The organism is Paenibacillus mesophilus (assembly GCF_005938385.1).
In the GTDB taxonomy this organism is placed as follows: Bacteria; Bacillota; Bacilli; order Paenibacillales; family NBRC-103111; genus Paenibacillus_AB; species Paenibacillus_AB mesophilus.
The window spans coordinates 101,916-126,883 of the sequence record NZ_VCRA01000010.1; the positions used below are offsets into that span (position 1 = coordinate 101,916).

At 54.5% G+C, this 24,968-nt stretch carries 24 protein-coding genes; 17 read left to right on the plus strand and 7 right to left on the minus strand.

Annotation, left to right across the window (positions count from 1 at the left end; translation table 11 throughout):
• Positions 1-3 precede the first annotated feature (3 nt).
• The 3 genes from FE783_RS19025 to FE783_RS19035 form a co-directional block, all read right to left on the minus strand.
• Positions 4-969, minus strand: a complete 966-nt coding sequence (locus FE783_RS19025; protein WP_138880970.1) for an ABC transporter substrate-binding protein — start codon at positions 967-969, stop codon at positions 4-6.
• A gap of 110 nt (positions 970-1,079) precedes the next feature.
• Complete coding sequence (locus FE783_RS19030; RefSeq protein ID WP_138880971.1) at positions 1,080-1,901, minus strand: AraC family transcriptional regulator; 822 nt, start codon at positions 1,899-1,901, stop codon at positions 1,080-1,082.
• A 118-nt stretch (positions 1,902-2,019) separates the two neighbouring features.
• A complete protein-coding gene (locus tag FE783_RS19035; protein WP_138880972.1) occupies positions 2,020-2,709 on the minus strand; it encodes a DUF4386 domain-containing protein in 690 nt (229 codons plus the stop codon).
• Positions 2,710-2,826: 117 nt separating this feature from the next.
• Between FE783_RS19035 and FE783_RS19040 the strand changes: the two genes are divergently transcribed.
• From FE783_RS19040 to FE783_RS19065, 6 genes are all read left to right on the plus strand, one after another.
• Positions 2,827-3,885, plus strand: coding sequence for an AraC family transcriptional regulator (locus FE783_RS19040; protein ID WP_158301906.1), 1,059 nt, complete (start codon positions 2,827-2,829; stop codon positions 3,883-3,885).
• Positions 3,886-3,934: 49 nt separating this feature from the next.
• Positions 3,935-4,642, plus strand: coding sequence for a DNA alkylation repair protein (locus tag FE783_RS19045; protein ID WP_138880974.1), 708 nt, complete (start codon positions 3,935-3,937; stop codon positions 4,640-4,642).
• 217 nt (positions 4,643-4,859) lie between these two features.
• The gene (locus FE783_RS19050; protein WP_138880975.1) at positions 4,860-6,056 is read left to right on the plus strand and encodes a ParM/StbA family protein; all 1,197 of its coding nucleotides are present in this window, start codon (positions 4,860-4,862) and stop codon (positions 6,054-6,056) included.
• 35 nt (positions 6,057-6,091) lie between these two features.
• Positions 6,092-6,454, plus strand: a complete 363-nt coding sequence (locus FE783_RS19055; RefSeq protein WP_138880976.1) for a hypothetical protein — start codon at positions 6,092-6,094, stop codon at positions 6,452-6,454.
• Positions 6,455-6,653: 199 nt separating this feature from the next.
• Entirely contained in the window at positions 6,654-7,295 is a 642-nt protein-coding gene (gene wrbA / locus FE783_RS19060) for an NAD(P)H:quinone oxidoreductase (RefSeq protein WP_138880977.1), read from the plus strand.
• 143 nt (positions 7,296-7,438) lie between these two features.
• On the plus strand, positions 7,439-8,080 hold the full coding sequence (locus FE783_RS19065; protein ID WP_138880978.1) for an NAD(P)-dependent oxidoreductase: 642 nt from the start codon (positions 7,439-7,441) through the stop codon (positions 8,078-8,080).
• 361 nt (positions 8,081-8,441) lie between these two features.
• On the opposite strand, the gene FE783_RS19070 is transcribed toward FE783_RS19065, so the two are convergent.
• Positions 8,442-9,263, minus strand: coding sequence for a class I SAM-dependent methyltransferase (locus FE783_RS19070; protein ID WP_138880979.1), 822 nt, complete (start codon positions 9,261-9,263; stop codon positions 8,442-8,444).
• A gap of 196 nt (positions 9,264-9,459) precedes the next feature.
• Between FE783_RS19070 and FE783_RS19075 the strand changes: the two genes are divergently transcribed.
• The 7 genes from FE783_RS19075 (at position 9,460) to FE783_RS19105 (ending at position 16,355) form a co-directional block, all read left to right on the plus strand.
• Complete coding sequence (locus tag FE783_RS19075) at positions 9,460-10,008, plus strand: NADPH-dependent FMN reductase (protein WP_138880980.1); 549 nt, start codon at positions 9,460-9,462, stop codon at positions 10,006-10,008.
• A 184-nt stretch (positions 10,009-10,192) separates the two neighbouring features.
• Positions 10,193-11,452: a M16 family metallopeptidase gene (locus FE783_RS19080; protein WP_158301907.1), complete on the plus strand. Its 1,260-nt coding sequence runs from the start codon at positions 10,193-10,195 to the stop codon at positions 11,450-11,452.
• A 163-nt stretch (positions 11,453-11,615) separates the two neighbouring features.
• The gene (locus FE783_RS19085) at positions 11,616-12,647 is read left to right on the plus strand and encodes an agmatine deiminase family protein (RefSeq protein ID WP_138880982.1); all 1,032 of its coding nucleotides are present in this window, start codon (positions 11,616-11,618) and stop codon (positions 12,645-12,647) included.
• A 51-nt stretch (positions 12,648-12,698) separates the two neighbouring features.
• A complete protein-coding gene (gene aguB, locus FE783_RS19090; RefSeq protein WP_138880983.1) occupies positions 12,699-13,574 on the plus strand; it encodes an N-carbamoylputrescine amidase in 876 nt (291 codons plus the stop codon).
• 201 nt (positions 13,575-13,775) lie between these two features.
• Positions 13,776-14,795, plus strand: a complete 1,020-nt coding sequence (locus tag FE783_RS19095) for a methionine ABC transporter ATP-binding protein (protein WP_138880984.1) — start codon at positions 13,776-13,778, stop codon at positions 14,793-14,795.
• Positions 14,785-15,450: a methionine ABC transporter permease gene (locus FE783_RS19100; protein ID WP_138880985.1), complete on the plus strand. Its 666-nt coding sequence runs from the start codon at positions 14,785-14,787 to the stop codon at positions 15,448-15,450. Before FE783_RS19095 ends, FE783_RS19100 begins: the two co-directional genes overlap by 11 nt.
• Positions 15,451-15,494: 44 nt before the next feature.
• The gene (locus tag FE783_RS19105) at positions 15,495-16,355 is read left to right on the plus strand and encodes a MetQ/NlpA family ABC transporter substrate-binding protein (protein ID WP_138880986.1); all 861 of its coding nucleotides are present in this window, start codon (positions 15,495-15,497) and stop codon (positions 16,353-16,355) included.
• Between the two features lie 67 nt (positions 16,356-16,422).
• Here FE783_RS19105 and FE783_RS19110 read toward each other — a convergent pair whose 3' ends face one another.
• Positions 16,423-16,884: a DUF2269 family protein gene (locus FE783_RS19110; RefSeq protein ID WP_138880987.1), complete on the minus strand. Its 462-nt coding sequence runs from the start codon at positions 16,882-16,884 to the stop codon at positions 16,423-16,425.
• A 3-nt stretch (positions 16,885-16,887) separates the two neighbouring features.
• On the minus strand, positions 16,888-17,508 hold the full coding sequence (locus tag FE783_RS19115; RefSeq protein ID WP_138880988.1) for a TetR/AcrR family transcriptional regulator: 621 nt from the start codon (positions 17,506-17,508) through the stop codon (positions 16,888-16,890).
• A gap of 167 nt (positions 17,509-17,675) precedes the next feature.
• Here FE783_RS19115 and FE783_RS19120 point away from each other — a divergent pair, with 167 nt between their 5' ends.
• Positions 17,676-18,662, plus strand: a complete 987-nt coding sequence (locus FE783_RS19120) for a VOC family protein (RefSeq protein ID WP_138880989.1) — start codon at positions 17,676-17,678, stop codon at positions 18,660-18,662.
• Positions 18,663-18,736: 74 nt separating this feature from the next.
• Here FE783_RS19120 and FE783_RS19125 read toward each other — a convergent pair whose 3' ends face one another.
• Positions 18,737-20,101 (minus strand): TrkH family potassium uptake protein, encoded by a 1,365-nt coding sequence (locus FE783_RS19125; RefSeq protein WP_138880990.1) that lies wholly within the window; start codon positions 20,099-20,101, stop codon positions 18,737-18,739.
• A 140-nt stretch (positions 20,102-20,241) separates the two neighbouring features.
• On the opposite strand from FE783_RS19125, the gene FE783_RS19130 reads away from it, so the two are divergent.
• From FE783_RS19130 to FE783_RS19140, 3 genes are all read left to right on the plus strand, one after another.
• Positions 20,242-22,536, plus strand: a complete 2,295-nt coding sequence (locus FE783_RS19130) for a helicase C-terminal domain-containing protein (protein WP_138880991.1) — start codon at positions 20,242-20,244, stop codon at positions 22,534-22,536.
• A 91-nt stretch (positions 22,537-22,627) separates the two neighbouring features.
• Positions 22,628-23,503 carry a copper amine oxidase N-terminal domain-containing protein gene (locus tag FE783_RS19135; RefSeq protein WP_138880992.1) on the plus strand — a complete coding sequence of 292 codons (876 nt, stop codon included), beginning with the start codon at positions 22,628-22,630 and terminating at the stop codon, positions 23,501-23,503.
• A 146-nt stretch (positions 23,504-23,649) separates the two neighbouring features.
• Positions 23,650-24,876 carry a multidrug effflux MFS transporter gene (locus tag FE783_RS19140; RefSeq protein ID WP_138880993.1) on the plus strand — a complete coding sequence of 409 codons (1,227 nt, stop codon included), beginning with the start codon at positions 23,650-23,652 and terminating at the stop codon, positions 24,874-24,876.
• Positions 24,877-24,968 lie beyond the last annotated feature (92 nt).

Genomic DNA, 24,968 nt, shown 5'->3' on the forward strand with positions numbered 1-24,968 from the left:
CGGTTATTCTCCCAAGTATTTCACGAGATCTTCGGCTATTTTCTCGGAACCGAGCAGTCCTCGCGATAGCGACCAGTCGCGTCTTTCGACCGTAAACACTTTACGGTTCGCGACAGCGTCGATTTTTTTCCAAAGCGGGTTGCTCTCCCATTGGTTCACGATCGTCTCTTTCTCGGTCGGCATCAGAAACATCGCCTGCGGATTCGTCTCGACAAGCTGCTCCAGCGTCAGTTGCGGATAGGACGTTTCGTTTTTCACCGGATCGGTAAAGCCGAGCATGGCGAGGAGCGAGCCGGAATAAGAATGGTCCGAGTGGGCGAAGAAGCCTTTCGGATTGACGACGGCGGGCACTACGGTCAGCTTGGCGCGGCTGATTTTCTTCTTCGCCTCTTCCATCTTGGCCTGATGCTCGTCGAGCCGTTTCTTGCCTTCCGCTTCCTTGCCGACCGCCTTGGCAACGATGGCGTAGTTTTTCAGCATTTGCGCATAATCGGCTTGAAAGTCGTCCAGCACGAGAATCGGGGCGATTCCTTTCAATTGCTTGAAGGCGTTCTTGTGTTTATTCAAGTCGACGATAATGAGATCCGGCTTCAAGGAGCTGATCAGCTCGATATTCGGCTCATATCGCGAGCCGACGGAAGTATACTGCTTCAATCCGCTTTTGACGGAATCCATGAACAGATCGGCGCTGCTGTCGTCGGCAACTCCTACCGGCTGAACGCCCAGCGTCACGAGCATGTCGGTGAAGCTGAATTCCATCGCGATAATACGCTCCGGTTTCTTGGACAGCTCTACAGTGCCGAGCGCGTCTTCCAACGTAATTTTGCCGCCGGCTGTAGTCGGGGCGGACGGTTGGGCGCCTTGCGTCGATCCGGACGAATTGCCGCCGGCTTGCCCGCAAGCGGCGGCAATTATGGCAAGAATGGCGAGTATGGCAAGGCCGAACGATCTTTTGATCTTGTGAAACATGCTTCTTCCCCCTGCAAATGATTATTATTATCAACTAAACTGTATTTTAGCCGCATATAATCGTTTGGACCATATCTGATCTTAAGATTAGGCATGTTATATTATTAGATTTAAGATCGCTCATCCCCGAAGTGCGGCGAGACGTCGTTCATGTATTGCGTCGGCGAACAGCCGGTCTCTTGCTTGAACACTCTGCTGAAATGGAAGTAATCGGAGAAGCCGACGGTCAGGGCGATTTCTTTGGCCGGCAGACGGGTTTGCTGGAACATCTGCTTCGCTTTCTCGATGCGCAGCTTGCGCAAGTAGGCGGTCATCGTCGTCCCGGTACGCTTCTTGAACAGCACGGTATAATGCCCTTCGCTCATCCCGGCGCGGCGGGCGATCAGAGGCAGAGTAAGCTTCAGCATGTAATGCTCGTTCATATAGGAGAGCGTCTCCTCGATCGAGTCGACCGACGATTTCTCCTCTTGCTGCATGTGGGATTCATATAGAAAAATGAACAAAATTCGCTCCAATATCATCCGTTTGCGGAACTGCTGGGCCGCTTCCTCGTCTGCGGAACGGGGGTGAATCTCTTCGGTCGTCCGGATCAATTCGTCCAGCATGTAATGGATTTTGATCTCGCTTAGCGTGGCGAGCGGGCCATGCAGCGTCCAAGGGCTGTTCTCCGGAATCATACGGTAGGTGATCCGTACATATTCGGCTTCCTTCGTCCGCGGAACTTGGATGTCGTAGGAGCCGAACCGGGGATGGCAAGCGAAGCCTTGCGTGCAGACGACGGGCTCCATGCCGTGGGCCGCAATCGTAACATGTCCGCGGCGGACGACGATTAAGACGTGGCGGCCTGCCGGACATTCGAATGTGCGGGAAGAGAGGCGCGATTCGACTTGTTCGAAGATCGGAATGACCGAAACAAGCTGATGGAAACTCATGAAAGCCAATCCCTTCCTGCCTAAAGTTAGAAACCCCGCCATGCCGAGAGTCCTGTTCAACGATTATATTGACATACGTATTATCGAATGTACAAGCGCATTTTTACCGAAAGCTGAGCTATTTGCTCCGTCGGATGAACGATATGCCTAAACCTGCCAGTATTGCAATCCAGGCTTGATACGCGTAAGCGTTAATTTCCGCGGCGACGGATAATCCGGTCCACTCCAGAGTTCCTGCCATAATGCCGAATCCGATGATGACCGAGACGACCGTAATCCATAGTTTCATCAGGTCGGACTGATACAGGGCGATAGCGATGAGAACAACCCATGCTCCCATTGTCAGAAACCCGAGCGTTTCGCCGATCGTCACGCCCAAGTACATATGGAGCGCGTTAAATACGGTCTCCATAGCTTCTTTTTGCCCTGCTGTGACAGAAGCAAGCGTGTATTGACCGGCCAAAAAGTCCATTGCGAACAGCCATCTGGAGAATCCTAATATATGGAAAACGGCGCTTGCGAGGCCGATACCGGCTGCAATCATACTCAGGCTGCGGTTGGCCGCGCTCGTGAACCGGTAAAGCAGCGCCACAACCGGAATGATCAGCATACCTGACAACACCATGCCGCTCCAATATAGCTTTACCAGCGAACCTCCCGTCTCATACTTCTGCATAATGAGCTCGACCGGTTGCCTCAAAATGTCGGGATATTCGAATCGGATCATTAGCCCGGTCCATGATATGATAATGAGTAAAGGCATCAGCAGCAGTACGATTCCGGCCGTTCTGATTTCCATACGGGACATTGGTTCCTCACGCTCCTAGGTGCGGTTGATGAGTTTATTATAGGACGCGATTGTCCAGTTCCCCTATGATTGAAAACGTCAAAAAAGTGCTCTGCCGCGCAAAGGAGGATTCCGGAGTTGGGAAAACACGGCTTGTCCGTATCGCTGATTCATCCTATCGTGCACAGCATCGTGCGGAAAGGTTACAACCTCGAAGCGTTTTGCCGATATACCGCGTTCGATCCGAGTATTCTTCAAGATGCCGAGGCCCGGATCCCGGAAGAAGAGATGGATCGCCTGCTAGACGCCGCTTCGAGCTTTACGAATGACGATCGTTTCGGCTTGCGCCAAGGACAAACGATCGAAATATCCAATCTCGGCATACTGGGCTACGTTCTATTGAACTGCAGTACGATAGGCCAAGCATTGGACGCCTACCGGCGATATAATATCATTCTGTGCAGCGGGATCGATATGGAATGGGGAAAGGACGATCACGGCACTTGGATCCGGTTCCGGGTAGGTGATCCGGCGAGACAAGCATCGGTGCATGCGATCGAAGGTATGGTCAGTTCCTTGTATCACCTGCTGTTCAAGCTGAGCTGCAGGAAAATTCCCGTTCATCTGCTTCATTTTACTCACGATGCTCCGGCAAACGTTACCGTGTATCAGAACGCTTTTGGAACAGCGCCCCGGTTCGGGCAGGAAACGAATAGGCTCTACTGCGACCGTGAGGTTGCGGACTATCCGATTTTGCTGTCCGATGCCCGCATGCTGCGCACCTTCGAAGCTTATGCCGAGGAAGCGAGAAGCAGATTGCTTCATGGCCGCGCGTTGTCGGATCAGGTGTACAATTGGCTTATTCATAACATGCCTTCCTCTTTCCCTTCCGTACAGGATACGGCCCGACATTTCAAGGTGAGCATCCGGGCTTTGCAGGCGAAGCTGAAGCAAGAGGAGGCGTCCTATAACATTCTGTTCAACAAAGCCCGGATGGAGTTGGCTTGCCGGTACTTGCGCAACCCCGAATTTACAGTCGCGGAGGTAGCCTATTTGCTTCAGTATTCGGAACCGAGCGCTTTCCAGAATGCGTTCAAAAGGTGGACGGGGCTCCCTCCGGGGCAATACAGATCGGCATCGGTCCAACCGCAGAAGAGGGAACAGACTCCCAAGCCGTCCGCTCAACAGGACGGGTAGCGTTCATGCTACAATGGAACTAACAAGGACAAGAGGTGATCAGGCGACGATGATGCTGGACGAAGTAATGGGCAAGCTCGAAGCGATGGGATCGGAGCAGACGAAGCTTACGTTCCTGCGTCATGGGGCGCATGAGCCGCTATTTGGCGTTAAAGTGGGCGATATGAAGAAGCTGGTCAAGGATGTGAAGAAAGATCAGGCGCTCGCCCGGGCTTTGTTCGATACGGGAAATAGCGATGCGATGTACTTGGCCGGACTGACTGTCGATCCGAGGACGGCTACCAAGCAGATGCTTCAAGACTGGGTAACGAAAGCAAGCTGGTATATGCTTGCCGAATATACGGTCGCTTGGATTGCCGCCGAAAGCCCGCACGCGGTCGAGCTTGCCAAACAATGGATCGACTCCCCCGACGAAATGATCGCTACTTGCGGGTGGAGTACGTACAGCAACTATTTGACGATTACGCCGGACGAAGCGCTTGATAGGGAGGAAATCCGAGGGCTCCTTCACCGTGTGGAATCCACCATTCATCATGAGCGCAATCGGGTGCGGTATACGATGAACGGCTTCGTTATTGCGGTAGGCGCGAGTGTCGTGGCGCTGCATGAAGAAGCTTTAGCGGTTGCCGCCGCAATCGGCAAAGTGGACGTCCATGTCGGACAAACCGCTTGCAAAGTGCCTCTTGCGACGGAATATATCCGCAAAGTCGAAGAAGCCGGCAAAACCGGCAAAAAGAAAAAAACTTGCATCTGCTAAAAGGAAAGGGCCATCGGACGAATCCGATGGCTTTTGTCTTTGCTAGGGGACCCAATTTCAGGAAGTGTTACGAAGTATTATGATGTAGTGCTGTGCCCGGCGGCTGTATGTCAGGTTCAAAAGCATTGCAAGGTGTTACGAAGTATTACCGGATCCGATTCCGGTAAGGATTGCCCGGTAATACCGAAAAAATGAACATAAAGGAGGCTTTACTTTTATGCAGTATCATTTTTTCGTAGGAAACGACAACGGGAACAGCGAGCACGATTTGTTTATCGACGGCAGGCTGATCAAGCAACCGAACGTATATTGCGGGGTGGACAAGCTGCCCTGGAGCGAGGAGCTCCCGCCGGAGAGCTTCATCAAAAACTTGACGGAGCAGCTGATCGTGACGATCGATTCGCCTTCCGTGCGGCCGGGTATGTATTACATCGGGAAATTCGCTTTGGAGAGCGGAGAGCTGCTGGATACGCTGCAGATCGGCATTGACCAGAAATGCGATATGGATTTGCCCATTATTAATACGCTGGCGCAAATTGCCGCAGTCGCGGTACAGAACGCGTACGAGGAGAGCCAGACGGTCCCCGAGCAAATCGAAGTTCAGGCCGATATGGCAACGGCGCTCCCGGTTACCCAGCATTCGGACGAGACGGCGGCCAAGTTCGAGAGAAGATTTATGGAAGGCTCCCATCACGTAACGGTACATTTGAATAAGCTGCGTGTAGCGGTCAAGATCGTGTTCGATTACACGAAGGTGATTCCAGAAGCTACGCCGGTCATCTTCGCGCTCCAGAAGGACGCGGAGGGGAATTGGCGGAGCGGCGACATTTTCCGGGAGTTTGTAGAAACGTACGACTTGGGGAAATCGTTCAACGGCACTTATTTCAAGGACAAGCGGATTTTGCATACGGATATCGGCGACGGCTCGACGGAATACCCGATTACGGAAGGAAACAAATTTTTGCGCCAATTCGTTCACGGCAGCCATCACGGTGCGGGCTATGCGATCGAGGAGGCGCTCAGCGAGTTTAACCGTCTCGTTCATTTGCCGGACAGTCCGCGGCAATTTTACAGCGATGTGATCAAAAACCCGAAGCACAAATATTACGCGAGAGCTATACATACATTGAATCGCCCGCTGGAGGGGCAGGCGAAGCAAATTATTCAGAACATTCGGAAGCAGCTTACGAAGGCGCGCAACGAAATCGATATCATCTGCGTGTACGGGGGAGGAAGTATTTTGATGCGCTCCATCCTGTATCCGATGCTGAAGGAATTGTGTGACGAACGCGAGATTCGACTGCTCTATATCCCGCCGGAGCATGCGATCACGCTGAACGCCGAAGGACTGAATGCGTTCGTTCACGGCAAAATATACGAGACATTGAAGAGCAAGGCGAAAAAAGCCGGGTAAAGGGTGGATGCGGCTCCGGCTAAGGTGGGACAAGCATGAAAAAACAAAAGCGGCCAGGCGAAAATATTAGCTTGAAGACGAAAAAGAACGAATCCGACGCAGTCATGGACTGGATCAACAGCCAGTCCAACCTGATGGATTCGATCCGCTATTTGATCGAGAACGAGATCCGTCTGAACGGAGTAAGAAATTTACAACACTTTATTCCATCGGACAGACCGATGCTGGCAGCCGCATGGACGGCGTCCCGGCTCGAAACGGCGGCCGCTTCCGAGCAGGTGGCCGACGGAATGCCGGCTCATGCGCAGGATGCCGCACAAGCTCCGATAAATGAAGCGGAAAGCGGGCGGAACGAGGCCGATGAAATCGATGATGAGGACATCGAATCTTGGCTGTAGAGGCACTGTCGAGACGAGTATTACCGAGTGATGCAAAGCACTTCCAAGCGGTGCAAAGTAATATCTGGTAATACGAAGTGATGTGAAGTGTTACTAGGTATTACTAAGCGAAAGGTTCATGTCTTTCAATTTGGCATGTATGTTTTCACGGTCTCCAAGTGATACTACATTTGAATTTCATTGACCAAAGGAGAAACTCATGGCAACCAATCTGCTTTTCGTGTATTACAGCGCCTATGGCCATATTTATGACATGATTCAAGCGGCTGCGGCCGAAGCGAGAAAGCTGCCCGACGTGGAAGTGAAGGTGGCGAAAGCGGCCGAGTTCGAAATGGCGAAAAAGTATTTGTCTTCGCAGCCGCCGTATGTACAAGCTCAAGAGCTGCAGAAGGACGTGCCGGATGTAACCGCAGAAGATTTGGTTTGGTCGGACGGCATCGTCTGGGGGGTTCCGACCCGTTTCGGAGTGATGCCCGCCCAATTGAAGCAGTTCCTCGATTCATCGGGCGGCGTGTGGGCCCGCGGCGAATTGGAAGGCAAGCCTACGGGAGTTATCGTTAGCTCCGGCTCCATTCATGGCGGACAAGAAACGACTGCCGTCACGATGATGATTCCGCTCATGCATTTCGGCATGATCTATGTCGGCCTGCCTTATGGCGAGAATCCGGAGCAGCAGACCGCGGAAGGCATCGGCGGGTCTCCTTACGCCGCTTCCGTAGTAGCCGGGCCGGACGGCTCGAAGCAAGCGGTGGAACAGGAGAAAACGATGGCGGGCCGGCTGGCGGTACGGGTCGCCAAAGTAGCTCAAGCGTTGAAAAATTCGGATGTTCGGAAAAAATGAATCGGGACTAAAGAAGCGGCCCTCTTTGAGGGAGCTTCTTTTTTTTGCGACGTCAGGGGAAAGGGCAGGTTGACAATCCGAAAACCTGTAACTATAATGGTTACAGTATGAAGTCAATTTTACGACAAAAGGAGAAATGGAAGATGAAAATAGCAGTAATCGGAGCAAGCGGCAAAGCGGGAAGCGTGATTGTGAAGGAAGCGGTAAACCGAGGTCATGAAGTGACGGCCATCGTCAGGAATGCTTCCAAAATCGGCGATAATCGCATTGCCGTTATCGAGAAAGACGTATTCGGCCTTCAAGCCGGGGATCTCCAAGCATTCGACGCGGTGGTGAATGCATTCGGAGCGGCTCCCGGCCAGGAGCACCTTCATGTGGAAGCGGGAAGAGCGCTGATTGAAGCATTGAAAGGAGCACTGCGGACGAGACTGATCGTCGTAGGAGGAGCCGGCAGCCTGTACGTGGACGAAGCCAAGACGATCCGACTAGTCGATACGCCGGAATTTCCGAAGCAATATTATGCGACGGCGTCCAACCAAACCAAAAACCTGGAGGATTTGCAGCAATCGAGCGGAATCCGGTGGACGTTTATAAGCCCGGCCGCGTTTTTCAACCCGGAAGGGAAAAGAACGGGTGACTACCGGAAAGGGAAAGACAACTTGCTGCTGAACGCACAGGGCAACAGCTATGTGAGCTACCCGGACTACGCGATCGCGGTTGTCGATGAAATCGAAAGGCCTCAGCACATCAATGAGCGTTTTACCGTCGTATCGGAAGCGGAGTAAGCTCGCTGGAAGCGGGGGCGGGAGCGGGTGAGGAGCAGGAGCAGGAGCAGGGCAGGGGCAGCGGTTGTCCCTGCTTATGCTTGTGCGCGGTGCTTTTTGGCGATGTTAACTGGAAAAGCTCCCGTTATTTTAGCGGAAATTCGTACTCGGGACCACTTTTACTGGAAAAAGTCCATCTATTCTCTACGAATTCGCTCCACAGCCGCGAAAATCGTGGAATTACATACAGGTTTTCCAGTTCATCCTCGCCGTTTCTCATTTTGACGCGAGAATAGATGTATGTTTTCCAGTATGCAGTTTCGTTGAGCGGAATCGGCGGGAAGGCGTCTAGCAAAGCTAAAATTAGTTCAAGCAAAGCACGCTACTTCACGCCAAGCCGCACTCTATAGCTGAACAGCACATCCAGCGTCTGCCCCTGGAAGTACATTTCCGCCATGCTCCGGAACGCCGCGATATCCGTGTCCAGCTCTTTGGACCCGAGCTTCAGCACCGTCTGGACACCGCCTTGGCTGAACGCCAGGCCGGCATACCGGTCCGCATCGCATGTCTCCACGTTATGAAATACGATTTCTTTCGTAAACCGGAATGCGCCGCTGTCCTGCAGCTGCTTCAAGTGCTGATCTTTATTCCGTTTGATGGCTCTGTCCTCTTCTGTCGTAAGTGCGGCGATGACAGCGTCGGCTTTCTCGATCAGCTTGTTGTACGCCGATTCGAGCGTCCAATGGACCGTTGGCGGCCAGTCGCAGTCGTATGCGGCGAAAACACCGCCATCCGTCAGCACACGGGAAGCCTCCTTCAGCGTACTGACAGGTTCCATCCAATGAAACGACTGGGAGCAGGTGATCACGTCGACGGTGCCGGAGTCAAGCTCCAATCGATTCGAGTACCCCGGGATAAAAGAGATGGCCCCGGCTCCGTCCGTTTGCGCCAATTTCTCCCTCGCTTTGCCGATCATATCCGCATTCGGCTCGATGCCGATAATCCGGCTGGCCTGACCTTTCCAGACGAACGAGGACAGCCCCGTTCCGCAGCCCAAGTCGACGACCAAGGACGGTTTTTTGCCCAAATAGTTCGTAATGAGATCGACGACTCGCTGCGGCGCCTCAGGGCGATATTTGTCATACAAGCTTTGATAGCCTGTAAATCGTTCCACATTGCTGCGCAAATTGCCTTCCGGAATCATAGGGCATCCTCCGTTCAAAACGGTTTTCATTACCACTTCGACAGCGTAACCGGGGATTCCTGCGCAGCGGAAGGTTGACTTTGCACATTATACTAACTAAAATATAGTTAGCAAAAATAATGAAGTGGAAACCGCGAGCAACATCTGGCCTCTTTCAACTCGGTCAGCACTATATAAATATATGGAGGAAACCATCATGAAAGTAGCAGCAATCGTAGGCAGTATCCGCAAGGAGTCTTACAATAAGAAGCTAGCCCGCTATATCCAGAACCGGTACCAGGACCGCTTCGAATTGGACATTTTGGACGTTCGCAGCCTTCCGTTCTACGATCAGGATATCGAGAACGACCCGTCCGACGCGGTTAAGGAGTTCAAACGCAAAGTAGCCGAAGCCGACGCCGTCCTGTGGGTCGTGCCTGAATATAATGCCACCATCCCGGGCGTATTGGGGAATGCAATCGATTGGCTTTCCCGCGTAGACAAAGTGATGAACGGGAAACCGTCTTGGATCGTCGGAGCGTCGATGGGCCAGCTCGGTACCGTAAAAGCGCAATTGCATCTGCGCGACATTTTGTTCTCGCCGGGTATCTCGTCCCCGCTTCTTCCCGGAAACGAAGTGTACGTGGGCGCCGTTCATGAGAAAATCGACGCCGAGGGCAACTTGACCCACGAGCCGACCGTCAAGTTCCTGGACGGCGTCGTCGGCAACTTCGTGGCATGGATGGACAAGCTTTCCCGCCAATAATGGGATACGAAACACGGTATGACAGCGGATGACTCCTGTATGCGGGGGCCATCCGCTTTCCTGTTTTCCGACCGGCTCGCACTGCGTAAATCGTCCGTTTCGAGCAAAAGCAGGAATGTTTTCCGGAATGGGCGAATTTCCTGTATTAAGGAACTGTTACGTAAAGGGGCGAGGAGGAAGCCGGATGCGGAAAACGGTATTGACGAACGGGCTTACGATCGTAAGCGAGCATCATGAACATGCGTCTTCGACTTTGCTGTGTTATTGGGTAAGGGCGGGAGGGCATTTCGAGAAGGATTACCCTTACGGGATCGCCCACTTTCTGGAGCATATGATTTTTAAGGGAACCCCATCGAGAACGAAGGAGCAAATTCCGCAGGATATCGAGAATTGCGGGGGAAGATTGAGCGCGGCGACGGGCACCGATCGGACCCGGTACTATGCGTATACGCCATACGATAGGTGGAAAGAAGGCATCGCTCTTCTGACCGACATGGTATTTCATTCGACGCTGCCCGACCAGGAAATTACGCTGGAGAAAAAAGTCGTTTTGGAAGAAATCCACCGCGCCCGGGACAATCCGCGGGAATACGGAAGCCGCACTTTGTACCGGCTGCTGCGCGGGATGCATCCGGAGAGGGCCAGCAATCTCGGAACCGAGGAATCGGTCTCGGGGCTCACGAGAGACGACTTGCTGAAGTTCCACGGGCAATTTTACGGGGCGAGCAACATCGTGCTGGCCGCTTCCGGGCACATTCAGCACGACCAGCTGGTTGAATATGTTAGCAGCCTCGATATTCCCGTACGGGAACCGACGGCGATAACGCTCGGGAAGCTGCAGTCGTATGAGCTGGGCGGCCAAGTGATCCATGAGGCGAGAGACATCCGTCAAGCTCAGCTTCATTGGGGTATGTACGGCCCGGATGCTTACGACGAAGACAAATATGCCGGGTTCGTGGCGATGCATCTGCTGGGCGGAGGGCAGGCCTCGCGGCTGTGGAAGCATGTGAGGGCGGAGAAGGGGCTCGCTTACGAAGTATGGGCCGCGCTTAGTCCGATGGCTACGGAAGGGTTTATAAGCGGCTACGTCGGATGCGATCCGCTTCGTCTGGAAGAAGTGAAATCGATCATTGTCGAGCAGCTGGAACGGATGCGTCAGGAACGGATCGACGACGCGGAATTAGAGCGAGCGCAAAACGCCATTACCGGGAGGCATCTCATTGCGCAGGATAAACCGGAAGCGATTAATGCCAACCTTGCGGCTCAGCATTTGTACGGGCTGAATACCGATCCGCGGTACTTCGCAGGCCGTATTCGCGGCGTGACGAGAGACGACGTGCTGGATTTCGCTCAAAAATATTTGGGCCCCGACCGCATGCTGTTCGTCCAAGTGAGCCGGGAGGCGGATGCCGCCGCAGACGATCAAGGCCGGTCGGCCGTATAGCCCAAATAAATGAAACTTGGCCGCTTACGCGAATCCCGGTGCAACAGCATCGGCAAGTCGTGAGCGGCCGCTTGCGTTGAGGTTGTCGGCATTTTCGTATATGATGTTAGAGAAAATGTGATAGTTGCCGACAAGAAATCAAATGATAAAGCGAGTGAATTCCATGTACCCTAGAGATATGCAATATGCGATGCTTGCGGAATGGGACAAGCATGAACGTACGTTCATTTCCTGGCCCGTGCAGCAGTCGATGGTTTATCCGGATCAGGTGGAGGAAGTGTGCGAAGGCTATGCGCAGATCGTGAAAGCGATCGCCGAGTTCGAGCCGGTCACCGTAATCGCGAATCCGCATGACGCCGAGCAGGTGAAGAGCCGATTCAGCGAAACGAATGTGGATGTTGTGGTCATACCGCATAACGATGCTTGGTTCCGGGATAACGGGCCGACCTTTATCGTCCGGAACGACGGCGAATTGGCGGGAGTCAACTGGCGCTTTAACGCCTGGGGAGGCAAATATTCCCCGTGGGATTTGGACGATGCGGTCGCACCCCAGCTGCTGGAGCGTCTCGGCGTCCGGCGCTTCGACGCTCCGCTCGTCATGGAAGGCGGATCCATCCATGTCGATGGGGAGGGCACGCTTCTTACAACCGAGGAATGCCTGCTGAATCCGAACCGGAATCCCGATATGACACGGGAGCAAATCGAAGAGGAACTGAAGAAGTTTCTGAATATCAGCAAAGTGATCTGGCTGAAGCAAGGCTTGAGCGGAGACGAAACCGACGGCCATGTCGACAACGTTGCCTGCTTCGCGGCACCGGGCAAAATCATTTTGCAGGTTTGCAACGACCCCGAAGACGAGAACTATGCGATTACGCAGGAAAATTTGCGGCTGCTCGGAGAAGCGACCGATGCGGCGGGCCGGAAGCTGGAGGTTATCCCGATTGAGCAGCCTCCGAAGGCAACATACGAAGACAGCCGGCTTACGCTAAGCTATTTGAACTTTTATTTCGTCAATGGCGGCATTATCCTGCCGGTATTCGGCGGGGCGGCTGAACAAACCGATGTGAAGGCGGAACAAGCTCTACAGGCCGCATTTCCGGACAGGCGCATCCGCAAGGTGGATGGTATGGCCATTATCCGTGAAGGCGGCAACGTGCACTGTACGACTCAGCAGATGGCGGCTGTACGGAGCTGACTGCCGCATCCGTCAGAAGCCCGTCCAGAAGCGAGAAGGAGGGAATGGAACTTGAGAAAGGTGAAAGTAGCCGCGACGCAGATGAGCTGCACCGGCAATATCGAGGAAAATATAAGAAGAGCCGATGCGCTTGTAAGACAAGCCGCGGCGGAAGGCGCGCAAATCATATTGCTGCAGGAGCTGTTCGAGACGCCTTACTTCTGCCAGAAGGAGAAGGCGGATTATTACGTATATGCGACGGAACTGGAGCATAATAAAGCGGTCAACCATTTCCGCGAGGTAGCCAAAGAGCTGAAGGTCGTGCTGCCGATCAGCTTCTACGAGAAAAAAAATTACGCCCGCTACAATTCGCTGGCCGTCATCGACGCGGACGGCGAGGTGCTCGGTAAATACCGCAAGAGCCATATTCCCGACGGTCCCGGCTACGAAGAGAAATTTTATTTCAACCCCGGGGATACGGGCTTCAAAGTATGGAAAACCCGTTACGCCAAAATCGGGGTAGGCGTCTGCTGGGATCAGTGGTACCCGGAAGCGGCCAGGTGCATGGCACTGATGGGAGCGGAGCTGCTGTTCTATCCGACCGCTATCGGCTCGGAGCCGCAGGACGGCTCGATCGATTCGAAGGACCATTGGCAAATGTGCATGCTCGGCCACGCCGCGCAAAACCTGATGCCGGTTATCGCCTCCAATCGGATCGGCGAAGAAGGGGACGACGATTCGACGATCCACTTCTACGGCTCGTCCTTCATAGCCGGACCGCAAGGCAACAAAATCGCGGAAGCGGGCCGCAGCGAAGAAGCGGTGCTCGTCGCCGAATTCGATCTGGACCTGCTCGAGACGCAGCGGATCGAGTGGGGCATTTTCCGGGACCGCCGGCCGGACCTGTACAAGATCATCACCTCGTATGACGGAGAGACGATGCTGTAAGTTTCGAGATAGGGGAAGTCATAAGCAAGTGCTTAGGGCGCCGAAGGGCGTCCTTGTTGTTTTGTCCAAATATTTAACAATTCGGAAATGCGTTGACAAAATCCGAGTACATCAGTAAGATTTATTTTATTCGACTAATATCGACACTAAAAATCGATAAATGTCTGTTTTTGTCAGTTGTGCGTGTTTGGGGGGAAGACGATGATCCAATTGGTTGATTTATACAAAGAGTACAAGACGAAGAAGGGGACGGTCATAGGTGTCGACCGCGTCAGCCTGACGATCGGCAAAGGGGAAATATTCGGTATCGTCGGCTACAGCGGAGCGGGGAAAAGCTCCGTGCTCCGGTGCATCAATTTGCTGGAGAAGCCGACCTCGGGCCAAGTATCGGTCGACGGCGTGGATTTGACTACGCTGTCCGCGAACGGTCTTCGGCTGGCGCGTCAGAAGATCGGGATGATTTTTCAGCATTTTCATCTGATCGCGAGCAAGACGGTGTCCGAGAACGTAGCCTTCGCGCTTAAAGCGGCGGGAATGCCCAAACCCCGCATACTGCCGCGGGTAAACGAGCTGCTCGATCTCGTCGGGCTCGCAGACAAAGCGGACCAATACCCGGCGCAGCTGAGCGGGGGCCAGAAGCAGCGGGTAGGCATTGCCAGGGCGCTCGCCAACGAGCCGCAAGTGTTGCTGTGCGACGAACCGACCTCGGCGCTCGATCCGACGACGACGCAATCGATATTGGCGCTGCTCAAGCAGATCAACCGCGAGCTGGGCTTGACGATCGTGCTCATTACCCACGAGATGGAAGTGGTCAAAGATTTGTGCCACCGCGTCGCGATTATGCAAAGCGGCCAACTGATCGAGCAGGGGGACGTCTACGAGGTGTTTGCGAATCCCGTACAGCCGCTGACGAAGCAGTTTATCCAGCATGCGCTCGAATTCAAGCTGCCGCAGAAGCTGTGGGACAAGCTGGACCCGGCAGGCAAAGTGCTGAAGGTGCTGTTCCGCAATGATGTCGCCGAGCAGGCGGTTATTTACGAGCTGCTGAAGGGAAGCGGCATCCGCGCGAATATTTTGCACGGCAAGATCGAATATATCGGAGACAGGCCTCTCGGTACCTTCATTATGGAAGTGACGGGGGATTCGGAGCAAATCGAGGGGGCCGTCCGGTTTCTAAAAGGGCGAGGCTGCGGTGTGGAGGTGATGGCGAATGTCGATTGATTCACTGCTCCAATTGATGCCCGATATGCTCAAAGCTTTTTACGAGACGCTGTACATGGTAGGCATATCGCTCGCCGTCGCGATCGTGGTAGGGATCCCGATCGGGATTTTGCTGTTCGTGAGCGACAAAGGCTTGTTCGCGGAAAATCGCGCGCTCAATGGAGCGCTCGGGCTAATCGCCAACATCATCCGTTCCATTCCGTTCCTGATCCTGCTCGTCCTGCTGCTGCCGTTCACGCAATGGATGCTCGGTACGACGATAGGGCCGACGGCGGCATCCGTCCCGCTATCCGTCGCTGCGATTCCGTTCTATGCCCGGCTCGTGGAATCGTCGCTCCGGGAAGTGAGCAAAGGCGTTATCGAAGCGGCCGTAGCCGCCGGCGCCAAGCCATGGCTCATCATTCGCGAGGTGCTGCTGCCCGAAGCGAAGTCCGGCATCATATCCGGGTTGACGATAACGGCGATCAGCCTGCTCGGCTTCTCCGCGATGGCGGGAACGGTCGGCGGCGGAGGGATCGGCGATCTAGCCATCCGCTTCGGCTATTACAGGTACAACAACGAAGTGCTGTTCACTACGGTTATCGTCCTGGTCGTAATGGTCCAACTCATTCAATGGTTCGGCGATTGGGCCGCGCGCAAGGTCGATAAGCGTTGAGAAACTTATACAACACGTCGAGACAGAGAGGGAGAAGGGGAAATATGAGAAGGAAGCTTTCGCTATTTGCCATTTTTGCGGTCGTATTGGTGCTGCTGGCCGCATGCGGAAACAACCAAACATCCGGAGGCGCGGAGTCGTCGGGCAGCGCAGGCAAGAAGGAAGAGCAGAAGAAAACGGTGAAATTCGGAGCGACGGCCGGCCCATACAGCGATATGGTGACGAAGGCGATCAAGCCGCTGATGGAGAAGAAGGGCTACAAAATCGAGCTCGTCGAGTTCAACGATTATGTACAGCCGAACAAAGCGTTGGCCAACGGATCGATCGACGCCAACCTGTTCCAGCACGTGCTGTACTTGAGGCAGTTCGCGAACGACAACAAGCTGGATCTGAAGGAAATTATTAGTGTGCCTACAGCTCCGATGGGCTTGTACTCCAATAAATTCAAGACGCTCGATTCGATCGAGAAAGGAAGCCTGCTGACGATTGCGAACGACCCGGCGAACCTGGCCCGCTCGCTGCTGATGCTCCAGGACATCGGCTTGGTTACGATCAAGAAGGACGTGAACGTGGCCACGCTGTCCGAGAAAGATATCGCGGACAATCCGAAGGGCATCCAGTTCAAGCCGGTAGAAGCGGCTTCGCTGCCCCGTACGCTGGACAGCACCGCCCTTGCCGTAGTTCCCGGCAACTTCGCCCTCGCCGCAGGAATGGACTTGACGAAAGCTTTGAAGCTGGAAAACATGGCGGAAAACTACCGCAACATCATCGCTGTCAAAACCGCCGACGCGGACAGCCAGCTGGCCAAAGATTTGAAGGAAGTCGTTCAATCGAAGGAATTCGAGAAGACGATCGACGAGCAATTCAAAGGGTTCTCCAAGCCGCAATGGATGACCGGGAAATAATATAGGTGCGGATGTACCGGGAGCTGCCGAATTCGTTCGGCAGCTCTCTTTCGTTTTGTCGGGACAGTCAGAAGCTTTTGGCGATCATCAGGTACATAATGACAATGGGGAGCAGCGTGGTGACCGTGCCGAATACGGCCCAATACAACGATGCCTTGCGGTATTCGGAGGAGACGACGCCGGAGTCGACCGATTGCTTGCTGTGGCGAATCATGCCGCGCTGCAGAGGAATAAGGATGCCAAGCCAAAGGATGCCCGTTACGGCAAACAAAAGGAGCGACAGCGTCAGCCAGTTGAAGCCCGATTGGAACGAGCCGGAACGGACAGCCATCGAGACGCCCGACACGATAAGGAGAGCAAGCCCCGGCAGTGTAAAGACATAATCGGCGAGCATGACGTTTTTGGCCGCCTCGTGAATGACGACCGGATTTCGGGTGGCATCGGCGCGTATTTTCCAAAAAGCTGCGGTAATGATGTTGCCTACAAAGAGGAGAGCGCCGGCTATGTGCATAAAGAGAAGTAGATTCATAGACTAAAGCTCCTTCCGTTCGGTTGATCGGGGGTTCAGCGTATCGGCCATAAAGGCGGCGAAATCATCGGCGCTAAAAGCAGGGGTGCCGACTGGAATCGCCGACCTCATGCGCAGCCCGAATGAAATCAGCATAAACAGCTCGGCCGTCTTGTCCGCATCGATCGATTCGGGAATGACGCCATGGCTTTGCCCGGTGACGATCCATTGCTTGGACAGGCGAAACGACTGCTCATAGAACGATTGCAGTGCTTCCGCTACTGCAGGCTGCCCGCTTTTGCCGAGCAAATACATCACGATTTGATTGGTGACGTCTTGCCGATCTTCCAGCATCGACAGCTTATTCGTAATTTCCCGCAAAGGCCCCTCGAACTCGTTGTTCTTGTTCGGTCGGTTCACTTCCCCGACAAACCGGCTGTCGATCTCCTCGAGCCGCTCCTGCAAGAGCAGCGCGAATAATTCATCCTTCGTCTTCACGTAATGGAAAATCGCGCCTTTGGACAAGCCGGACCGGTCCATGATGTCGCTCATTTTGATGGTGTCGCAGCCTTTCTCGGCAATCAACTGTTTGACGGTCTCGAGCAGCAGTTGGAGAGTCTGCTGCCTTCGCTGTTCCTGTTTCACGTGAAACCCTCCTTTTTACTTCTTATTATATAAACCGACCATCGGTTTGTAAATTAAATTTGCTGCTTGAGCTTAAAAAACTTGATAAAAACGGACATCTGCCTCGAATACGGCTGTGCTAAAATGACGACATATCCCAATACACAATCCGTCTGGAGGAAACCAATATGGAAAATGAAGCGAAGGAACGAAACGTGCAGCCGCATAAGCGGAATGACGAAGGCTACAGACCGAATCAGACGCCCGCTGCGCTAAAAATAATCCAAGGAGGTCGCAACGACCTGCAGAACGGGGCTTCCGGGGAAGCGGAACGACTAGACGAGCCGATGGGTGTCGAGCGGTTCGTACCGGCGGTGCTTTACGATGGCGGCGTTATAGAGACGACCATGGACGAGCATGAGCCTGCGATACAATGGTGCCAAGAATATATGGGGTGGAAGGTGGCCCAGCAGGAAAACTGGAAGCCCGATCCGAAATCGGCTGTAGGACGGATGACGCATATGGGCTGGGGAATCTGGATTCAATCGGGTGCCGCCGCGGACAGTTCTCCATTCCCTCCGGCGAAACGCGAAGCTGTCGACCCGCACATCCGATGGTGCTGGAGTACGAGAAGCTTGCGCGATAAGCATAGCGCCTTTCGGGAGGCCGGGATTCGTGTGTCCGAGCTGTACACGGACCGCCAAGGCAGGGAAGCCTTCGACTTCTGGGCGATCGACGACCGGATGCTGCTCACCGCCGTTGAGGACCGTGCTCTGAAGGATGGCGCTTTCGCGGACTATAACGTGTTCCGGGTCATGGTCCGAGATTTGAAACGCTCTATCGAATGGTACGAGCACTATATCGGCATGGAGCTAGAGGCGGATCGCTCGGAGGAAGGGTATGCGGTAATGACGCTCGGGATCAACTACCATCCGGAAGGCCATTCGCGCTGGGTGCTGGAGGAATATCCCGGCATGCCGGGAACCGGGCCGGTAGACGGGCTGTTCCGGACGCGGTGCTTCGTCCAGAGCCGGGAAGATTTCTTCGCGTATCACCGGTTTCTGCGGGAAAGCGGCGCCTCCGTATCCGAGATCGGCGGATTCGTCCAGCGAGGCATGGTCCATTTCCACGTATACGACCCGGACGGCAATCGTTTCAATGTAAGCAGCATGTAGAGGCGGACTCCGAAACTTAAAAGGCTGTCGATGACGGGAATTCAATCATCGGCAGCCTTATTTTAGTCCGCTTCTTATCCGATCGTAATTTTGCCCTCCGGATAACGGAACAGCTCTTTCTCCACCTTCGGCGTTAATGTGAAGGCAAGCGTCACCGGCCCGAGCCGTCCGACGAACATGAGTACGATGATGACGAGCTTGCCGAACGTCGTCAATTGCGACGTCAAGCCCATCGACATCCCGGCCGTACCATAAGCGGACGTTACTTCGAACAGGATGCCGAGAAACGGGAAGTTCTCCGTCGTTGACAGCACCATGGCGGCGATCACGATAAGAAAGAAGGATAGCAGCGTAAACGTAATCGCTTTATAGATCCGGTCTTTGGCGATCCGATAGCGGAACATGACGATATCTTCTTTGCCGCGCACCATCGCGATCATCGCGCCGATCAGAATGGCGAACGTCGTAACTTTGATGCCGCCGCCGGAAGAACCGGGAGCCGCGCCGATGAACATCAGGATGATGATGAAAAACTGCGTCGCTTGCCGCAGCATGCCGACGTCGAGCGTGCTCAAGCCGGCCGAGCGCGCCGTCACCGACTGGAACATCGCCCCTAACGTTTTGCCTACAGGCGACAACGGCCCGAGTGTCGATGGATTCGTAAATTCGAACAGGAAGATGACCAGCGTCCCGAGCCCGATCAGCCCGCCCGAAACGGACAGCACGACTTTGCTGTGCAAAGTGAGCTTCTTGTTCCGGGGGTAGGACAGCAGGTCGGAAATGACGATGAACCCGATGCCCCCGAGCACGATCAGTACGATGGTGACCACGTTGACGATCGGATCTTCGACGTAATGGATCAGGCTGCCCGCCCGATCCGGGAACATCCCGAACAAGTCGAACCCGGCATTGTTGAAAATCGAAATGCTGTGAAAGACGCCGAAATAGAGAGCTTGGCCGAACGGCATCTCGAACGCCCAACGAATCGTCAAGATCAGCGCGCCGACCGCTTCGATAACGAGAGCGTACAGCAGCACCTTGCGGATGAGGCGGACGATCCCTTCCGTCGTCGTTTGGTTCATCGCTTCCTGCAAAATAAGGCGTTCCCGGAACGAAATCCGTCTGCGGAAGACGAGTGCGGCCAAAGTGGCCACGGTCATAAACCCTAGCCCGCCAATTTGGACGAGAAGCAGGAGCACCATTTGCCCGAATGCGGAGAAATCCTGACCGATATTATAGAAAGCAAGTCCCGTCACGCAAGTGGCGGATGTCGCCATAAACAAAGCGTCTATAAACGGCATTCCCGCCTTGACGGAAGAAGAGATCGGCAGAGACAGCAGGACGGAGCCGACTACGATCATGACGATAAAACCGAATGCCAGAGCTTGCGGCGGGTTGGGCCGGAACCGCTTTATTTTCGATGGGGAGTTACCGAACATAGAGACAACCTCGTATACGTTGTTTGCGATCTATTCTATAGGCCGGGGAATCAAAAGTAAAGAAGTTCGGTCATATATGGTATAATCGAAGGCGAACAAATGTTTTCGTGATATCAGCAATCGAACGCAGGTGATCCTATATGCCCGACATCGTCGAAATATCGGTGCGCCCGCTCGTGGAATACGTGTTCCGCGGCGGAAGCATCGAATCGGGTTTTCGTACCGGCTCTCCGCTGACGGAAGGAACGAAGGCCCATCGAAGCATTCAGCAGACGTACAAAGAAACCGACCGCAAAGAAGCTTACGTCGAAGCCGACGTTGAATACGGCGATATCGTATATCGGCTAGAGGGCCGCTGCGACGGGCTGTTGTTCAACGGGGACGAAGTGACTGTTGAGGAGATCAAGTCGACCGCCGGCCAATTGGAGCTGATTACGGAAGAAACCTACCCCGTGCATTGGGCCCAGGCCCAATGCTACGCGTACATGTACGCCAAAGCCGACGGAAAGGATCATATGACGATCCGGCTGACGTATGTCCACCGCAAGTCGGAGGAGCAGAAGCGATTCGAGCGTACGCTGACTTATGCCGAGCTGGAAGCTTTCGTGCTTATGCTGCTGCAAGCGTACGATCCTTATGCCAGGCTGCAGCTGCGGCATGCCGAGGAACGCGGGCGAAGCATCAAGGAGCTGCCGTTCCCGTTCGAAGCTTACCGGCAAGGTCAGCGCAAATTCGCCGGGGCGGTATACAAATCGATCGCGGAGCAGAAGCGGCTGTTCGCGAGAGCGCCTACCGGCACAGGCAAGACGATATCGACGCTGTTTCCCGCCGTCAAAGCTATCGGCGAAGGCGTGCTTCGACGGCTGTTCTATTTGACGGCCAAAACGACGACGCGGACTTTGGCGGAAGAAGCGTTTGCGCTAATGCGCTCGAAGGGGCTCCGTTTGCGGTGCGTGACGCTGACCGCCAAAGAAAAAATATGCTTTAAAGAAGAGACGCGCTGCCAGAAAGAGTTTTGCGAGTTTGCGGACGGCTATTACGACCGGATCAACGGCGCTTTGTCCGATTTGTGGTCCGGGGAAACGGCAATCAACCGGGAGGTCATAGAGGCGTATGCCCGGAAGCACCGAGTGTGCCCGTTCGAATTTTCGCTCGATGCGGCTTATGCGGCGGATGCGGTCATTTGCGATTACAACTACGTGTACGATCCGCGCATATCGCTGAAGCGGCTGCTCGATGAGCAGAAGCGGCAGACCGCCGTGCTGATCGACGAAGCGCACAATCTGGTCGACCGGGGCAGGGATATGTACTCGGCGGAGCTGATCAAATCCCCGTTCCTCGAGCTGAAACGGCAAACGAAAGCCCGCAGCCGCGCGCTTTACGATACGGTCAAAGCCGTTAATGACGCCTTCATCACGCTAAGGAAAAAAAACATGGAGCAGAGCGGCGTCCTGCTGCCGGAGGAAGAGCCGCAGACGTTCATTCCGCTGCTGGAAGCTTTCTCCGCCGAGGCGGAGGCGGAGCTCCTCGGAGCGCCGGAGGGCGAATATCGCCAGTTGCTTACGGATACGTATTACGCCGCCCAGCATTTTATCCGTACGGCCGGGTATTATGATGAGAAATATATCTCCTTCGCCGAGTTCGAGCGAAGCGAGGTCAGGATGAAGCTATTGTGCGTCGATCCTTCGGGCATGCTGCGGCTGATGGGCAAAGGGTACCGGTCGCAAGTGTATTTCTCGGCGACGCTGTCCCCGATCTCTTATTATCGGGACATGCTGGGCGGAGAAGCGGACGATTACACGATTGCGATCCCGTCTCCCTTTCGCAAAGAGCAGTTGGATGTTCTGCTGCTGCCCGTGTCCACGCGATACCGCGACCGGGAACGGTCGAAGGAGCCTATCGCCGCGATGCTTCATCAAGCAGCCCGGGAAAGGCCGGGCAACTATTTGGTCTTTTTCCCTTCGTACGAGTACATGAACGAAGTATATTCGCGATTTGCCGAGACTGAGTTTCCGGGAGATGTGCTTGTACAGCAGGGTGGGATGTCCGAGGAGGAGCGCGAATCGTTTCTGGCTTCATTTCGGAGCGGGGCAGAGAGGACGCTGCTCGGTTTCGCCGTCATGGGAGGCGTGTTCTCCGAAGGAGTCGACTTGACTGGGGACCGTCTGACCGGAGTCGTCGTCGTCGGAGTCGGTTTGCCCCAATTCGGCCGGGAGCGCGATTGGATCAGACAGTACTTCGACGGGACGGGGAGGAACGGGTTCGACTATGCCTACAAATATCCGGGGATGAATAAGGTGCTTCAGGCAGGGGGGCGGCTCATCCGGACCGAGCAGGACCGCGGGACGCTGGTGCTGGTGGACGACCGGTTTCTGCAGCCCGATTACAACGCGCTTCTGCCGGAGGAGTGGAAACCGGCGACGATTTTACGGTGAGAAAATTGAAGTTGGCACCCACTTAATACAACAATGGCTCTCGAACAACTCTTGTAGTAAATAAAATTAACTACTAGGAGGAGAATGACAGATGAAGAAAAAGATTGCGTATTTGGCGATTCTCGCCGTATTATCGTCAAGCATGGTTGGCGCAGCCGTATCGGCGAAGTCGGACAACGCGGGCAGCGAGGACAAGCAATCGAAAGCGGTGGTCGAGTCGACGGCCAATTCGGGCAATGGCAATTCGGACAAGGACGACAAAGCCGGGAAAGGCAATTCGAGCGTAACCGACAGTACATACGGTCCGGGTCAAGAAGCTCAAGGGTACAAAGGGCTGCTTAACGCAATCGAGAACGTGAAGGACAAGCCGGCGGGAGCCGTACTTGCCGATTTGCTGCTTACCCGTTACGACTTTGCGTTAACGGATGCGATGAAAACGGAGCTGCAGGCCATTCAAGAAAAAGACGCGGCGCTTTCGGCAGCAGCCGATTTGCTGGACAAGAAGGGCAATGTAAACGAGGCTGTCTATGTGCAGAAGGAAGCCGTTAAGGCGAACGTAAAAAATCTCGATTCGTACAAGAAGCTCGGCAAGCTTCTCGATAAAGTGGACAAAACCGGCGTGAAGCTGTACGTTAACGGCGAAGAGCCTAAGTTTGAAGTTCCTCCATTCATCCGTGACGGCAGCACGTTGGTTCCGTTTCGGGCCATTTCCGAAGCGCTGAAAGCGGACGTAAGCTGGAATCCGGAAGAACGTTCCGTCACGGTTACCCGGGGCGATATCACGGTGAAGCTGTTCATCGACAGCAAGACCGCCTATGTGAACGGCCAGGAAATTACGCTTGAAGTGCCGGCGGCCATTGTGGAAGGAAGCACCGTCGTACCTGTTCGATTCGTCAGCGAAGCTTTAAAGGCTGCGGTAGAATGGGAAGCCGAGACACAATTTGTGGTCATTTACGAACAACAATAAAACGAGACCGAATGAAGGTCGGAACGAGCCCACAGCGGCTTAGTCCGGCCTTTCTTGCTGTAAGCAAACGTGTTCTTGGGGTTGACGGCTTGCGAAAATTGTAACTATAATTGTTACATCAAATCGTTAGAAAGGAAAAGCCGACAATGAAGGAACAATCCGCTGTCGGACTGCGTGCGGCCCAAAGTCCGAGCCGGCTTTGGCTTGCTTTGGTGCTGGGCACGTTATCGGCTTTCGGGCCGTTCTCGCTTGATATGTACTTGCCCGCCCTGCCGCAGCTCTCCGACGAACTACATACGACCGCATCGCTTGCTCAGCTTAGTCTAACGTCCTGCCTCGCCGGGCTAGCCTTGGGGCAGCTGCTGGCCGGTCCCTTGAGCGACGTTCGCGGCAGACGCAAGCCGCTGCTCTTCGGGCTCGTGCTGTATGCGGCGGCCTCGCTCCTTTGCGTGTTCAGTCCGTCTATTTGGTCCTTCGTGGCGATGCGGTTCGTCCAAGGGGCGGCGGGTGCGGTGGGCATCGTGATTTCTCGTGCGGTGGTGCGGGATCTGTATTCCGGAACGGAGCTGACGAAGTTTTTTGCTACACTGTCCCTCGTGAACGGGGCCGCGCCGATTATCGCGCCTATTGCGGGCGCGCAGCTGCTGCAGCTCATGGATTGGCGGGGGATTTTTTTCGTGCTGGCCGCGCTCGGCTTGTTGACGCTGCTTGCCGTGCTTTTCGGGCTGACTGAGACGCTTCCGGCCGAACGCAGATCACGGGGCGGCTTGAAGCAAACATGGCTTACGTTCGGCAAAATAGCCGGCGACCGGTCTTTTATGGGCTACGCCTTGTCCTCGGGATTTGTGACCGCGGCCATGTTCGCTTACATCGCCGGATCGCCCTTTGTTCTGCAGAACATTTACGGGGCGTCTCCGCAAATGTTCAGCCTCTGCTTCGCGATTAACGGCGTCGGCATTATTATAGCCAGCCAAGTGACGGGCCGGTTGGCCGGACGGTTCAGGGAGTCGCAGCTGCTGATCGGCGGCCTCGTGATGGCCGTCTGCGGGGGAACGGCGCTGTTGATCGCGATATGGGCGGGAGCAGGACTGTACGGCATCCTTGTTCCTTTGTTCTTCGTCGTGTCGAGCGTCGGCGTAGTGAATACGGCATCGTTCTCTTTGGCCATGCGCAATCAGGCAAAGTCGGCCGGCAGCGCTTCCGCTCTGCTCGGCGTTATGACGTTTCTGTTCGGTGGAATCGTAGCGCCGCTGGTCGGGCTTGGCGGAGAGGCTACGGCGCTGCCTATGGGACTCGTTATTGCGGCCGGCGACATTGGGGGTCTTCTCCTGTTCATCGCGTTGATCGGGCTGAAGAAAACAAACCAAGAATGACAAATGTAAAGGTACATGAACCAACACCACCTGACATAAGTTGACATAATCACGTGAAAAGATTGTCAAGCGGCTGCCGTGGGGATATTGTC